The sequence below is a fragment of the Lacihabitans sp. CS3-21 genome (assembly GCF_024343675.1).
Lineage (GTDB): Bacteria > Bacteroidota > Bacteroidia > Cytophagales > Spirosomataceae > Leadbetterella.
In genome coordinates this window covers 1-14006 of record NZ_RJUD01000020.1, presented here as the reverse complement: position 1 = coordinate 14006, position 14006 = coordinate 1, and the positions used below count along the sequence as shown (strand labels likewise).

Annotated in this window: 15 protein-coding genes; 11 read left to right on the top strand and 4 right to left on the bottom strand. The window is 34.9% G+C overall.

What is annotated here, in order from left to right; genetic code table 11:
- Positions 1 to 6: 6 nt before the first annotated feature.
- Genes EGI24_RS12275 through EGI24_RS12265 form a run of 3 tightly spaced genes read right to left on the bottom strand, consistent with a single transcriptional unit; the run spans position 7 to position 4416 of the window.
- Positions 7 to 1392 carry a TolC family protein gene (locus tag EGI24_RS12275; RefSeq protein ID WP_255048713.1) on the bottom strand — a complete coding sequence of 462 codons (1386 nt, stop codon included), beginning with the start codon at positions 1390 to 1392 and terminating at the stop codon, positions 7 to 9.
- 7 nt (positions 1393 to 1399) lie between these two features.
- Positions 1400 to 2749 (bottom strand): HlyD family secretion protein, encoded by a 1350-nt coding sequence (locus EGI24_RS12270; protein WP_255048712.1) that lies wholly within the window; start codon positions 2747 to 2749, stop codon positions 1400 to 1402.
- Positions 2746 to 4416, bottom strand: coding sequence for a peptidase domain-containing ABC transporter (locus tag EGI24_RS12265; protein ID WP_255048711.1), 1671 nt, complete (start codon positions 4414 to 4416; stop codon positions 2746 to 2748). Before EGI24_RS12265 ends, EGI24_RS12270 begins: the two co-directional genes overlap by 4 nt.
- Before the next feature lie 125 nt (positions 4417 to 4541).
- On the opposite strand from EGI24_RS12265, the gene EGI24_RS12260 reads away from it, so the two are divergent.
- The 3 genes from EGI24_RS12260 (at position 4542) to EGI24_RS12250 (ending at position 6726) form a co-directional block, all read left to right on the top strand.
- Positions 4542 to 5219, top strand: a complete 678-nt coding sequence (locus EGI24_RS12260) for a TetR/AcrR family transcriptional regulator (protein ID WP_255048710.1) — start codon at positions 4542 to 4544, stop codon at positions 5217 to 5219.
- A 112-nt stretch (positions 5220 to 5331) separates the two neighbouring features.
- Positions 5332 to 5979 (top strand): DUF4395 domain-containing protein, encoded by a 648-nt coding sequence (locus EGI24_RS12255; protein ID WP_255048709.1) that lies wholly within the window; start codon positions 5332 to 5334, stop codon positions 5977 to 5979.
- Positions 5980 to 6255: 276 nt separating this feature from the next.
- Positions 6256 to 6726: a hypothetical protein gene (locus tag EGI24_RS12250; RefSeq protein WP_255048708.1), complete on the top strand. Its 471-nt coding sequence runs from the start codon at positions 6256 to 6258 to the stop codon at positions 6724 to 6726.
- 3 nt (positions 6727 to 6729) lie between these two features.
- On the opposite strand, the gene EGI24_RS12245 is transcribed toward EGI24_RS12250, so the two are convergent.
- A complete protein-coding gene (locus EGI24_RS12245; RefSeq protein ID WP_255048707.1) occupies positions 6730 to 7176 on the bottom strand; it encodes a thermonuclease family protein in 447 nt (148 codons plus the stop codon).
- A 144-nt stretch (positions 7177 to 7320) separates the two neighbouring features.
- On the opposite strand from EGI24_RS12245, the gene EGI24_RS12240 reads away from it, so the two are divergent.
- The 8 genes from EGI24_RS12240 to EGI24_RS12205 all read left to right on the top strand — a co-directional run.
- Positions 7321 to 7935, top strand: coding sequence for a TetR/AcrR family transcriptional regulator (locus EGI24_RS12240; RefSeq protein WP_255048706.1), 615 nt, complete (start codon positions 7321 to 7323; stop codon positions 7933 to 7935).
- 4 nt (positions 7936 to 7939) lie between these two features.
- Positions 7940 to 8368: a DUF3995 domain-containing protein gene (locus tag EGI24_RS12235; protein ID WP_255048705.1), complete on the top strand. Its 429-nt coding sequence runs from the start codon at positions 7940 to 7942 to the stop codon at positions 8366 to 8368.
- Positions 8368 to 8946 carry an NAD(P)H-dependent oxidoreductase gene (locus tag EGI24_RS12230; RefSeq protein WP_255048704.1) on the top strand — a complete coding sequence of 193 codons (579 nt, stop codon included), beginning with the start codon at positions 8368 to 8370 and terminating at the stop codon, positions 8944 to 8946. The genes EGI24_RS12235 and EGI24_RS12230 overlap by 1 nt, the downstream gene beginning before the upstream one ends.
- Positions 8947 to 8949: 3 nt before the next feature.
- Complete coding sequence (locus EGI24_RS12225) at positions 8950 to 9303, top strand: DUF4260 domain-containing protein (protein WP_255048703.1); 354 nt, start codon at positions 8950 to 8952, stop codon at positions 9301 to 9303.
- A 9-nt stretch (positions 9304 to 9312) separates the two neighbouring features.
- Positions 9313 to 9723 (top strand): PaaI family thioesterase, encoded by a 411-nt coding sequence (locus tag EGI24_RS12220; protein WP_255048702.1) that lies wholly within the window; start codon positions 9313 to 9315, stop codon positions 9721 to 9723.
- 5 nt (positions 9724 to 9728) lie between these two features.
- Positions 9729 to 11075, top strand: a complete 1347-nt coding sequence (locus EGI24_RS12215) for a TolC family protein (RefSeq protein WP_255048701.1) — start codon at positions 9729 to 9731, stop codon at positions 11073 to 11075.
- Positions 11076 to 11187: 112 nt separating this feature from the next.
- Complete coding sequence (locus EGI24_RS12210; protein WP_255048700.1) at positions 11188 to 12234, top strand: efflux RND transporter periplasmic adaptor subunit; 1047 nt, start codon at positions 11188 to 11190, stop codon at positions 12232 to 12234.
- Between the two features lie 14 nt (positions 12235 to 12248).
- On the top strand, positions 12249 to 14006 hold a 1758-nt coding region (locus EGI24_RS12205), incomplete at its 3' end, for an efflux RND transporter permease subunit (protein ID WP_255048699.1).

Below are 14006 nucleotides of genomic sequence, written 5' to 3'. Positions count from 1 at the left end.
TAGAAATTATTTCACCAAAACACCTGCCGCCCAAAGTTGCTTGTAGGCAGATTTTAAATATTTTAGTTTTAAAGACTGATTTTTTAGTAAGCTTTCAATCCATTTATTCTCTCTGGAATTTATCAAAAAAAGCGTACTTTCGCCTTGTTGGAGCTTAAATTCTTCATTTTTAAGTAGGTTTCGATAATTAATTATCATACTCTGAGAGGTATTTAGTTGGCTTTTTAAAGCATTTTGTTCTACACCATAAGATCTTATTTTGTTCTCAATTTCCCAAGTTTTGTTGCTAATTATGGAGTTAGTTTCGGATATTTTCAGCAAAGTTTTTTGGTAATCGCCCCGAGCTTCTCTGAGGAATAAGGGCATTTTGAAATCAAAACCAAATTTGTAATTATTATTGAGAAAAGGTGAATATGCCGATTCAAAATTATAATAGTTTTTGCTTAGGATATTCATTTTTAAATTAGCGGTAGGCAACAAAGATTGTCTTTTTAGCGTTCGCTCTACAGCTAATGCATCCATCTTAAACCTATAAACTCCGAGTTCTGGATGTTGGTTTTTGGCTAAACTGATGAGTTCTTCAGTTCTGTCTTCTATGGAAACCAAACCAAAAGCCACAATATCGGGAATTGTGCCAGATTCTAGAAAGTAGGGGCTGTCGTTGCTATTCCAAAGATATTTTGCAAGACTGATGGCTGAGGTTTGAGCCTCCATTTGAGCCTCTTGGTAGAGTAACTCTATGTTCTGAACTTGTGTGTAAGCTTCCAAGGTGTCGTTCATGGATTTATCACCATTTTGAAATGCAATTCGTAATAAATTTAGTCTATTTTTAGCATTTCCGAGGTTTTGTATTAGCAGGTCCATGTTTTGGTAGGAGGCCGTCCACTGCCAATAATCTTGTATGGCATCCAAATATAAATCGTTTAGCATTTGTCGCTTTTCTTCCTCTGATTGTTTTTGATAAATAGCGGACTGTTTAAGGATTGCTCTTTGGTAATCTATCAAAAGTCCTTTGAGGACAGGCATTTCTAAACCAATATATCCAAGGTTTCCGATGGTTCGTTCATTGGAAGAGAACATGCCATTACTATTTTCTATACCAGTTTTGGCGGTGAGGCCTATGGGGGTATAGACTTTCAATTCTGTATCTTGGTAGTTATAATAGATTTTGCCGTCTAAGGTTTTTTTTGCTGTTTCATTTGTCAAAACGGGATCAAACACCCCTTTGGCGGCAAAAAACGCAGCGGCAGACATGTCCACTCTAATTTGAGCTTGCTTTGCTATGGGATGATTCTTTGAAATGAGCTCCAAAAAATCATCCAGTTTCAAAACTTTTTGTGCTGAGGTGTTTTTTGATATAAAAATTATCAAAAGTACAATCACAATTCTCATGTTCTTTTTATTTTTTTGTGGTAGTGGCTTTGGTTTCAGGCACATAAAATTCTGGCGGAAAGCCATTTATGTTACGCCAAAGTTCATAGAATATCGGAACGTCTTTAAGTAGGGCTATGCCTTTTGATCCACCACCAAGCCTCAGATTTTTAGGCCATGGCCTATCGTTTTTATCTTCTGCAACCAAAACCCTAAACATGCCGTTAGAACTTACCGAAGTTTCTACCGCAGTAATTATACCCGAAAATGTACCATAACTAGTTTGTGGCCAGCCGCTAAAGACAATTGCCGGAAAACCATCAAATATAAATGTTACTTTTTGGCCTTTGTTTATGAGAGGTAAATCTAAGGGACTTACATACATTTCTACCGCTAATTTGGTGTTTTGTGGTACTATTTCTACTATCATATCGCCTTCTTTAAGCATTTCTCCAATACCGGCTTTCATGGCTTTGGTTATTTGTCCGCTTTGTGGGGCAGTTATGAAAAACAATTGTTGCCTGGCATCATAATTTGCCAAGGTGTTTTCTAGCTTTATGACTTCTGCCTCGGTGCTTGCTGCGGCAGAAATACTTCCGAATCGGTCTCCTTCCGCTTTGGCTATTTTGTCAAGATATTCTTGAACTGCTCCATTTCTTTCTATTCTGAGGTTGAGTAACTCCTGCCTAGATTGATTCAGTTTATTACCATTACTGGTTGTTTTGGCTATTGCATCTTGATAGGTGACTCTTCTTTTTTCGAATTCTGTAAGCGAGATTACACCACTGTCCAACATTACTTTAGCGGCGGATATTTGTCTGGAGTAGGCTTCTAAAGCGTTGTTGGCCGCGGCTAAGTCGGCACTGTCACTAGTTATTTTAAGGCGTTGTTGACCAATTTTGTTGTCAATAGAGTTGAGTTTAAGTTCCATGGCATTTCTCAAGACTTCAGTTTGTGTTACTGAAGTGGAAGCTTTTCCTTCATATGCGACAATACTTTGATTTTTGGCATCTATTTGATTTTGAGTTCTTTGTAAAAGAATCGGGTCAAAATACTCTACTTTGACCTCCCCCAATTGTAGTATAGTATCTCCTTTATTTACAAAATCGCCTTCTTTCACAAACCACTTTACTACTTTTCCTGGAATTATTGTATTAACTTCTTGTGCTCTATCCTCCTGTTTCAATGTGGTAATGTTACCATTTGACCTGATATTTTGGGTCCAAGGTAAAATTAATATTAAAATGGTAATGATTATAATTGCAATAAACCACTTTCGCAGAGACGATTTCTTATTTATTTGATAAATTTTAGAAAACGACTTCACATTGCTGTCTTTATCAATATTTTCGAGGTCTGTATTTAAATATGTATTCATCTTGCACTATCGATTTTTCCGTTTTCCAATTTCAAAATTACGTCGCAGTGGTTTTCACAAGCCATTGATTCTGAGGTTAATAATACTGTTGCTGATGTTTCTTTTATATAATTAATAGTATTAATCATTTGTTGTTCGCTGAGATATTTAAAAGGCTCTTCAAATAAAAATAATCGAGATTTGCCTAGCAATGAACGGGTCAAAAGTATGGCATGCCTTATTTCGGAAGGCAACCTTTTTCCTATTGGGTCTATACGAGTTTCTAATCCCTTTTCAGAGTTTGAAATAAAAGTATCTAAGCCTGTCAGTTTTGCAATTTTAAGAATATCATTCGTTCCTATGGATAAAATTCCCATTGTAAGGTTTTCTTCTAAAGTTCCAAGAAATATATCTTGTTGTCCTAAAAGAATTCCAGTTTGAGCTCTTATAGAGTCACTATTATAATTTCTTATAGGCAAACCGTCCAATGTTATGTTACCTGAGAAATTTTTGAACGCTCCAGTAAGAAGTCTTAAAACTGAGGATTTTCCAGTTCCTGATTTACCATTTATAAGTACCCACTGACCTGACTTAATATCAAAAGTTAAATTCTTGAGTATTTCATTGTTAACTTCATATGAAAAATTCACTTTTTCAAAATTTATTGAAACACCTTCTGATTTTTCATTAAGTTTTTCTTTCCCTGAGGTTTCTACTTCTGCTTCGGCCACTTTATTTAGTTTTTCAACGGCAGTTAGTGCTTCATATATTTGGTCTAATACCCCTATTAACTTTTCGATAGAACCCATTATCGCTATAATTACAATGTCTGCAGCAATAAATTGACCGATGTTTATTTGCTGATTAATAAGTAACCAAACGCCTATCACAAGCATAGACCCAGTTATTAGAAGCTTGAAACCTATTAGACTCCAATATTGTAACTGAAGAATTTTAAAATGCCTCGTTCGAGAATTTAGATATTTCGATACTAATTTATCTGTATTGTCTATGTTTAAGGTCGATTTTTTTGAGTATTTAAAAGATTTAATACTACGAGCCATTTCTTCAAGCCAACCAGCTATCTTATATTTATTGTCACTGGTTTCGATAGAGGTTGCGAAGCCTTTTTGTGATGTATATTGTAGAATAAGTGCCACCGTTATAAATAGAATTAAACCGAAGGCTATAAAAAGTGGATGATAAAATGACAACAAGGCAATACCAAGAATGACCTGAATTAGTGCTGCTGGTACTTCTACTAATAACTTTTGAAGACTTTTCTGTAAAGTACTAATGTCAAAGAATCGATTTACTAACTCTGGAAGATAATAACTGTCTAGCTTCTCAATATTGAGTTTAGGTAATCTATTTCCATATTCAAGCGAATATCTAACAAACAATTTTTGTTCTATTTTCTCTATCATTTCCAATGTACGCACTTGTAAAAGCCCCGTCAAGAAGGTTCCCACCAAAACCAATCCAATAAGTACAATTATTGAGGTAGATAAACTGCCCGCCATAACAAACCCAATGATGGCTTGAATACCCAAGGGCAATGATAAGGATAGAATTCCCGCAAAAATAGAGAACATGTAAATAGAGCTAATATCTTCTTTATCGAGCTTTAGTAAATCTAAAATTCGACTTGTGGCAGATCGGATGGTTGATGAATATTTTTGTTCCATTAAAAAATATTTTTTTTGCAAATATACAAACACTTTTTAAAACAATAGTAATACTATCATAAAAAATTATAATACTTTTGTTTGTGTGATAATTACTATTTACTTTTGTTTTATAAAGATATGAAATGCAAATAGAATTTAAAATTAAACTTAACAATTCGCTATTCCTTCGCGATCCTGACGGAACCGAAATAGGGAAAAATATAATTCGAAAATCAATAAAGCTGATTTCTGAGATTGGTTATGAGCAGTTTAATTTCAAGAAACTGGCTTTGGAAATCCCAACCACAGAAGCCACAGTCTATAGGTATTTTGAAAACAAACATAAGCTCCTTATCTATTTGATAGATTATTATTGGGCGTTTATTAGGTACCAGGTATTGTTCAATATCAATAATTTGAAAAGTCCAGCGGATAAAATTAGGACAATTATAGATCTTTTGGTTTGGGAGGACAACTCTGTAACCTACTCTACTGATATAGATCAAAAGGCACTTTATTACATAGCTATTACAGATGGAAGCAAAACTTTTTTGTCTAAAGAGGTAGATAATTTGAATAAAAATCAGGTGTTTGTTCCATACAAGGAGCTTTGTGAATTGATAGCATCTGTTTTCAAAGAGTATAATCCCGAATATAAATTTTCAAATTCACTCGCAAGCACTTTGGTTGAAGCGTCTCATTTGCAGTATTTTTTTATGCATCATTTGCCTAGATTATGCGATTTTGCCGATCATAAAGATCCAAAAGTTCTTGAATTGTTTTTAGAGAACTTGGTTTTTGGAGCTTTAGATAATCAATAGTTTTACTTTGAGTTTGGTTTCATATTTTCAAATAGAAAATCAACCATTAGTATAAAATCTACAATTAAGTTATGGATAATTAGCTTTTTTTGAAGATAAATATAAAGCTATTATGAAACAATTCGGTGAGTCAGTTGATGGGTACAATATTCCTGTATTAAATGAGAGAGAAATCAGAGGAGCCGCAGGTATTTTGTTCCTCTTTATGTTGATATCTTTTATGCTAATCATGTTTGAGGCAAATTTTTTGCTGATTAAATACTTCATAACGGTATTTATGCTTGACATGTCCATAAGGGTTTTCATAAATCCAAAATATTCACCTTCGCTAATCATTGCCCGATTTATGGTTAGAAACCAAACCCCGCAATATGTTGGAGCTGCACAAAAGAAGTTTGCCTGGATGATTGGTCTCACGCTTTCCACTGCTATGTTTATTCATATGATAATCTTTAATGCATACGGGCCAGCCAACGGTATTTCTTGCCTGATTTGTATGATTTTGATGTTTTTTGAGGTGGCTTTTGGCATTTGTATAGGTTGTAAAGTTTATGGATTGTTCAATAAAGGCAAAGTGCAGTATTGCCCTGGGGAAGTTTGCGAACTAAAAGACAGGCAAGAGATTCAAAAAATAACTGATATACAAGTGTTGGTTCTTTTGGCTTTTGGTCTTCTTTTGGCGGGTATGATTTACTTCCTCAATGACTATTTTGGCAAAAATCCACAAGATTTGATGGATGTTTTAAAAGGCCTTAAGTAATCAAAATCAATATTTTTAACAAAAAGGTGGTTTTAATATTTTTTTGAAATTCTAAGGTTTTTATGTATTCTTCCCATTTATAGTCTTTTGCAAGAAACATAACTCTAAGTATTGTGTGATTGCCTACCTAAAGCCATGAATAGGAATATTTCGTAAAATTTGAATTTTTTCTATCGCTTTGTCAAAATATTTCAAAATTGAAAGTTGGCATACCAAAATTTTGAAGTTTTTCGTTTTGGAAATATTGATTCAATGAATATCTATTCTACTTAAACAATGTACAAAATACTGCTTACTTTCTTGATTTTTGGAGTCTTTCAATGCGATAAACAGGAGGTCAATGCAGAAAAAGGCATGGCTGGGGAATGGCGTTATGTGGGTACTTTTAATCATACCACTGATTATACCTGTTATGTGTGTTCAGATTTTGACTATGAGAAAAGTCTATATCGGCTCACATTTAATGATGATAAATCTTATACAGCAAAAATCAATCTATTGATAGGAAAGGGAGAGTATATTACAAGTATTGAAAATTCTGAAAATGACCAAATTTCTGGAACTTTTGAAAACTTAAATCTTCAAATACTGAATAAGCCCTATGAAACCGAAGCGGATTCTAAATTCCAATGGATGTTTATGGAGGCAAACAATTTTGTCCTTTCTATTAATTACAATGGACACGGTTACGATGAACTTATTTTAGGTTCTAACAATAATGAGTATTTGCTTTTTGTAAGAAAGTAAATGTTAGTCTGACCAAATGCCAACTTTTTTTAACCTAGCTTTTATTTCTAAATTTGAATATACACCAGAACTCGAATATTTTTTATAATGAATTGCCATTCCAGCTTTTACTAGTTCTTGGTTAAGATTCGTACCATCCAGCAATATTACTTCTCCTACCAATCGCCCATATCTATCAAATTGGTTGCTGTGGATTATCTTCACAGTTTTTCGGTAACATTTTTCTGACGTAAACCGCTTAGCGTTTTGATAAAATGGCATTCCACGCTCAGGACAATCAACATGTGCAAGCCTTATTCTTAGGTTTTTGCCAGTTCTTGCTCTGGCTCTTGGGTCATTCGAAACCATCCTTAATTCTATAGTATCTCCGTCCATTATGCCCACAACATCGGAGCTTAAGGTTTGGAAAAAAAGCAAGGCCTTAATAAATAGTGAGAGGCTAAATAACATTTTGGCACGTTTTTGTAGCTACAAAGCTAAATACCATTTATGCCGTTTTTCTACCTTTTAATAATTTTTTTAGAAATAATTTGGAATACTAAACAGTGTTCATTTAGTTTGTAGTGTTAAGTAAAAAACAATTGTTTAATAATAATGGGCGTAGCAGATAGAAAAGAAAGAGAGAAAGAAGAAATGAAAACCAAGATATTAGAAGCTGCAAAAAAGCTTTTTCTAGATCATGGTTTTGAGAAAACTTCTATCCGAAATATTGCCGAGGAAATAGAATACAGTCCAGGCACAATTTATCTGTATTTTAAGGACAAAAACGAGCTTTTGTTTGCATTACATCAAGAGGCCTTTCAAGGTTTGATAGCAAAGTTTATGGTCGTAGCACCCATTAGTGATCCTTTTGAACAGCTGATTGCTATGGGTCATGAGTATTTGAAGTTTGCGATAGAAAATCCAGAACTTTATGAATTGATGTTTTTGATGACCGCTCCGATAGAAGCTTTGGAATGCCGATGCGATGTTTGGGAAGATGGTCACACAGCATTGAATTTGCTTATTGCTCTGATTGATTCTTGTAAAACCAAAGGATATTTTAAAGGGCAAAATTCAGATGATTTGGCGATGATGATTTGGGCCAATGTACATGGTTTTGCGAGTTTACACCTCCGCAAACGCATGTCGATGTTTCCAGAAGAAGAGCGTATCCCGAGATTGCAGAGAGCATTGGAAGTTATGATTGAGTCACTCAGAAAATTATAATACCATGAATATCAATCAAATTCTTTTTGGTGTAAATGCTTTAATTCTCTTTTTTGTTGCTACAATACATTTTTATTGGGTATTTGGAGGCAAATGGGGAGCAAATGCAGTTTTGCCGCAAATTAATTCTCAGAAACGGGTATTTACCCCTTCACCAATAGCCACTTTTGCTGTAGCCATTCCCTTTCTTCTAATAAGTTTAATATTTGCTCAGGCTGCAGGTTGGTTTAATTTTGATATTATCGGTCAGTATTTATCAAGTCTATTACTCATTTTAGTTGCAGTATTTGCAATTAGGGCTTTAGGAGATTTTAAGTATGTTGGTTTTTTTAAGAAAATAAAAAATACTGAATTTGCCATCAACGACACTAAATATTTTACGCCGATTTGTGCTTTTGTAGCCGTATCACTCTTGATTGCAATTTATATATAATGAAAAAAATACTTATCATACAAGGCCATCCTGACGAAGAGAGTTATTGTAGGGCATTGGGAAATGCGTATAAAATGGGAGCCATAAGTGAAGGTGCTGAAGTGCAAGAAATTGTAGTGAGTGAGATAAGTTTTAATCCAAATTTAAATTTTGGATACAGAAAACGTACAGAATTGGAGCCAGACCTTCTAGTAGCTCAAGATAAAATAAAATGGGCAGATCACCTTGTCATTGTTTATCCGCTTTGGTGGGGCGGAATGCCCGCACTTTTGAAAGGTTTTTTCGACAGGACATTTCTGCCAGGTTTTGCTTTTCAAAAAAGAGAAAATTCAGTTTGGTGGGATAAATATCTGACTGGGAAATCTGCCAGAGTAATTACCACCATGGATCAACCACCTTGGTATCATTGGCTTATTTATGGCGAACCCGCACATAAAGCTTTGAAAAAGATGATTTTAGAATTCTGTGGAATAAAACCAGTAAAAATTACATCAATTGGCCCTATTAGATTTTCGACTGACGAATTCAGGAAAAAGCATTTAGAAAAAATAAATACCCTCGGTTCAAAACAAATTTAAAACATGAAAACCCTATTAAAACTTGAAGATTTAGCAGAATTCCTTTTCGGAATATTCTTTTTTGGATTGCTCAGCTATGAATGGTGGTGGTTTCCGGCACTTTTACTCGTTCCTGATTTGTCAATGATAGGATATCTGATTAACTCCAAAATAGGTGCATGGTTATACAACTTGGTGCATCACAAGGGTTTGGCTATTCTTTGCATCATATTTGGTTATGCTTTGGGAAAGAATGAAATGAGTTTGGCAGGAGCTATTTTGCTTTCACATTCTGCAATGGACAGAATGTTTGGCTACGGCTTAAAACATGAATCAGGATTTAAAAATACACATTTAGGTATCATCGGAAAAAACTAAATATTAGACATGTTCAAGGAATTGATAGGAAAAGAAGCAAAAGACATAAGCCCATCACCTTTTGGAAGATGGCTCAACGGCAAATTCATTGAAGCTAGTGCGGGTAGCCTAACTATAGAGTTTGTGGTTCGAGAAGAATTAACCAACCCGGCAGGAATTATGCATGGTGGTGCCATAGCTGGGTTAATTGACGAAGTGATGGGTATGACTACTTATTTTTTGGGGAAAACCGGATTTTATGTAGCTGTGAACCTAAACATTGACTTCTTAAGGCCAGCAAAATTAGGAGAAAAGCTTAGAGTAATATCAGAAGTAATCAGAGATGGCAGAACCATCGCCCATGCTGAGTGCAAAGTTTATAATGAAGAAGGCAAATTGATAGCCAAAGCGGCTTCCAACTTAGCACTTACAAATCGATAAAGAGTATGAAAAAACTACACATAATATTGTTTTTAGCTTTAGTTGGCCAGAATGCGACCGCACAATCGAATATTTTGCAGGCTTACATCAACCAAGGCTTGGAAAGTAATCTTTCGCTGAAGCAAGAAAATTTAGAACTGCAAAAAGTTCTAAAAAGTATTGATATTGCCAATTCTAATCTCTTCCCTAAGATAAGTTTTTCACCTACTTATTCCTTGGCAGCTGGCGGTCGTAGATTAGAGTTCCCGATAGGAGATTTGCTCAACCCCGTGTATTCTACGCTTAATCAACTTACCAAGACCAACAATTTTCCCCAAGTAGAAAATGTCAATCAGCTGCTGGCACCAAATAATTTTCACGACACAAAGTTTGCCATCCAATATCCGATTTTCAATCCAGACATAAAGAATAATATAGCTGTTCAAAAGGAAATATTGCAATCCGAATATGCAAAAAAGCGATTTTTAGAATATGAACTCAAGCACAACATTGAGCATGCATATTATCAATATTTGCAGTCGTTGGAAGTCATAAAAATTTATGAAAACTCAAAGTCCGTTTTACAAGAATTGAATATTCTGAATAAAAAATTACTGGATAACCATGTGATTCTAAAAGATGTGGTCTTAACTTCAGAATATGAACAAGAGAAACTTGAACAGCAAATTGTAGAAGCTCAAAAAAATAGCACTTTAGCCAAGGCATATTTTAATTTTTTGATAAACAGGTCTTTAGAAGAGCCAGTTGAGGTAGATGCCAACTTAATACTTAGCTTGCCTTTGCTGTCGGACCTTCCTAAATATACCCAGTCTGCAATGGAAAACCGTCCCGAATTTGATCAAATAAATAGCGGAAAAAGAATCAATCAGTCGCTATTGAATCTTCAACAAAAAAATGCCAAACTGCCTCAGGTATTCATTGGAGCCAATACCGGTTTTCAAGGCTTCGGATATAGTTTTTCTAATCAAGCATATTTGGTGGCTCAACTGGGTCTTACATGGGATTTGTTTCATGGATATGAAAAAAAACATAAAATAGAACAAACCAAAATTTCAACAGAGATTTTGAACATAAAACAGGAAGAGGTAAAAACTCAGATGCAGTTGCAAGTATTACAAAAATATAAAGAGCTGCAGGTAAGTATTTCCAACCTAACATCTGCAAAAGGAGGAATTGATAAAACTCAAAAAATATACGATTTGGTAAGCAGTAGGTACAAAAACGGTAATGCGATTTTTATGGAAGTTTCAAAAGCTCAAAATGACCTGATGTTAGCCAAATTAGCCGAAAGTTTAAATAAATATGATATATGGGTAAAATATGCAGACCTTAAAAAAGTGAGTGGGTTATGATGAAAGCCTTAGCTCATATAATTTGAAATTTGCTATTGCTTTTTAACCAACGATAAAGAATCATTGAATTTCTAAAAGACAAAAGAATACTAGAAGAGAAAAATTTTAAAAAATGAAAAAACTATTTTTTATTACATTAACAATCAGTGGATTGGTGTTTTCTTGTAAAAGCAAAGAAAAGCAGGAAACCAATACCAAAGATGCACAACTACAAACTATTGAAGTTGCTACAGTTCAAAGTCAAAACCTAACAGAACAGATAAATTCTTCTGGAGTCTTATCTTCAAAATCTGAACTTAAATTGGCTTTTAAAACTGGTGGAATGATTAAACGCATGTATGTTTCAGAAGGACAGGCCGTTTCAGCTGGACAACTTTTGGCGGAACTAGATATGTCAGAAATAGACGCTCAAGTAAATCAAGCTAAAATAGGTCTCCAAAAAGCCAAACGTGATTTTGATAGAATAAAAAAGCTCTATGACGATCAAGCGGCCACTCAGACCAATTTACAGGATGCAACAAGTGGCTTAGAACTAGCAACAGAGGCTGCTACTGCGGCAGAATTTAACCGTAAACTTTCAAAAATATTTGCTCCAACATCCGGAAAAATACTAAGAAAAATATCTGAGCAAGGCGAATTAATTGTGCCGTTTTCCCCCGCTATAATTCTCGGAACAGGTACCAATGCATATACTTTAAACGTAGGTTTGGCAGACAAAGAAATCGTAAAACTCAAGATTGGAGATAAGGCAAGTGTTCAGTTAGATGCGTATCCAAACGAGAACTTTACTGCGAAGGTTAGCCAAATTGCTCAAACGATTAACCCATCAACTGGGACATTTGAGGTGGAGCTTCAAATGTTACCCACCGCTAAAAAATTGATCTCTGGCTTTGTCGCAAAAGTAAATATACAACCAAGTTTAAGCAATAACAGTTTGGTACTGCCAATTACGTCCATAGTAGAAGCTGATGCCGAAAAAGCATTTGTATATGTTTTTGATTCAGCAACAAGTAAAGTGTTCAAAAAACCGGTAAAAATTGGAAAAATTTATGACGAAACTGTGGAGTTGATTTCTGGACTAAGCCGAGGAGAACAGATAGTTACCCGAGGAAGTGGTTTTGTTACTGATGGAGAAAAAGTCAAATTATTTCATCCATAATAAATAGTCGAACGATGAAAATAACAGATTTTTCCGTAAAAAACCATCAGTTTACCATAATCATTTTTATAATGATTATTGCACTAGGAATCAGCTCTCTACTCAATATGCCCAAAGCAGAGGATCCAGTGCTCAAAGCCACGTTCAACTCTATCGTTGTAGTATATCCAGGAACTAGCCCCGAAGACATGGAAAAACTCATTTTGGAACCCATAGAGGACAAAATGAGTAGCATAGCAGACATCAAAAAAATGATTTCTTATGCAAACGACGGTGTTGCTTCTATCATCATAGAGTTTAATCATAATGTAAAAGAAGACGAAAAGAATAATGAGGTTTTGCGTGAATTGAACAGCTTAAGAAGCAAGCTTCCTCAAGATTTATTTGCATTGGATGTTTTTAAGTATACACCCGAAACCGTAAATATTATACAGGCTGCATTCTTGTCTGAAACAGCTTCCTATAATGAACTCAAAACCTATGCAGATGATCTTAAAATAAAAATTAAGAAAATCAAAGACATTAAGGATGTGGATATACACGCTGCTCCTGAACGAATTGTACGAATCGCTATCAACACCGATAGGTTAGCACAGTTTAAGATTCCTTTGAGTAGGATTATGCAAATAGTTCAGTCTGAAAACATGAACATTCCAGCCGGAGCTATTGAAATTGGGGATCGAAAAATCAATGTGAAAACATCGGGTTCTTATGAATCTATTGACGAAATAAAAAATACCGTTATAAGTACATCAGGAACTCAAATTACTTATTTGAAAGATGTTGCTGATGTGAATTTTGGTTATGAAGATGAGACCTATTTGGCTAGACTTAATGGAAAAAGAGGAATTTTTATCACTGCTTCCCAGAAAAAAAACACTAATATTTTTGATGTAAACAAAATACTTTCTCCGCTTTTAGCAGATTTTGAGAAAACACTTCCTCAACATATTAAGTTTGAAAAAAGCTTCGACCAAGCACATAGTGTGTCAAAAAGGCTCTTAGGATTGGGTAGGGATTTTGCTATTGCTATTGTTTTGGTTTTAATTACGCTCATTCCACTAGGTTTTAGAGCAGCTTTGATTGTCATGATTTCTATTCCGCTTTCCTTGGCTATCGGTTTGGCGGGTCTAGATATTTTAGGTTATGGGATTAATCAGCTTTCGGTGGTTGGTTTGGTTATTTCTTTAGGGTTATTGGTGGATGATTCCATCGTGGTAGTAGAGAATATTGCCCGGTATTTGCGTATGGGATATTCTAGAAAACAAGCTGCTACTGAAGCTACCAAACAGATAAGTTTGGCAGTATTAGGCTGTACCGCTACACTGATATTTGCGTTTTTGCCACTGACATTTTTGCCAGAATCTGCAGGAGATTTTATACGAAGTTTGCCCATGGCAGTTATCACTACGGTATTAGCTTCGCTTTTTGTTTCTTTGACTATCGTGCCATTTTTAGCAAGCCTTTTGATGCCTAAAGAGGAGGAAGAGCATGGAAACGTGTTTTTGCAGTTTCTCAATAGGGCTATAGATGGATCTTACAAAAAAATATTATCATGGTCATTGGCCAACCCCTTCAAAACCCTCGGAGTAGCCATTTTAATATTTATTGGAAGTTTGGGACTGATCAAAGTAATTGGAATTAGTGTCTTCCCTAAATCCGAAAAACCTCAGTTTTTGATAAACATAGAAACACCGCTGGGTACTTCTCTAAAAGTAACCGATAAAGCCGTACGATTTGTGGAAAAAATTCTTTCTGAAAAGGAATTGGTA

Bases quoted from the DNA above. Each gene is read 5' to 3' on its own strand.
- EGI24_RS12275 (WP_255048713.1), bottom strand. From the start codon at position 1,392: ATGAGAATTGTGATTGTACTTTTGATAATTTTTATATCAAAAAACACC.
- EGI24_RS12270 (WP_255048712.1), bottom strand. From the start codon at position 2,749: ATGAATACATATTTAAATACAGACCTCGAAAATATTGATAAAGACAGC.
- EGI24_RS12265 (WP_255048711.1), bottom strand. From the start codon at position 4,416: ATGGAACAAAAATATTCATCAACCATCCGATCTGCCACAAGTCGAATT.
- EGI24_RS12260 (WP_255048710.1), top strand. From the start codon at position 4,542: ATGCAAATAGAATTTAAAATTAAACTTAACAATTCGCTATTCCTTCGC.
- EGI24_RS12255 (WP_255048709.1), top strand. From the start codon at position 5,332: ATGAAACAATTCGGTGAGTCAGTTGATGGGTACAATATTCCTGTATTA.
- EGI24_RS12250 (WP_255048708.1), top strand. From the start codon at position 6,256: ATGTACAAAATACTGCTTACTTTCTTGATTTTTGGAGTCTTTCAATGC.
- EGI24_RS12245 (WP_255048707.1), bottom strand. From the start codon at position 7,176: ATGTTATTTAGCCTCTCACTATTTATTAAGGCCTTGCTTTTTTTCCAA.
- EGI24_RS12240 (WP_255048706.1), top strand. From the start codon at position 7,321: ATGGGCGTAGCAGATAGAAAAGAAAGAGAGAAAGAAGAAATGAAAACC.
- EGI24_RS12235 (WP_255048705.1), top strand. From the start codon at position 7,940: ATGAATATCAATCAAATTCTTTTTGGTGTAAATGCTTTAATTCTCTTT.
- EGI24_RS12230 (WP_255048704.1), top strand. From the start codon at position 8,368: ATGAAAAAAATACTTATCATACAAGGCCATCCTGACGAAGAGAGTTAT.
- EGI24_RS12225 (WP_255048703.1), top strand. From the start codon at position 8,950: ATGAAAACCCTATTAAAACTTGAAGATTTAGCAGAATTCCTTTTCGGA.
- EGI24_RS12220 (WP_255048702.1), top strand. From the start codon at position 9,313: ATGTTCAAGGAATTGATAGGAAAAGAAGCAAAAGACATAAGCCCATCA.
- EGI24_RS12215 (WP_255048701.1), top strand. From the start codon at position 9,729: ATGAAAAAACTACACATAATATTGTTTTTAGCTTTAGTTGGCCAGAAT.
- EGI24_RS12210 (WP_255048700.1), top strand. From the start codon at position 11,188: ATGAAAAAACTATTTTTTATTACATTAACAATCAGTGGATTGGTGTTT.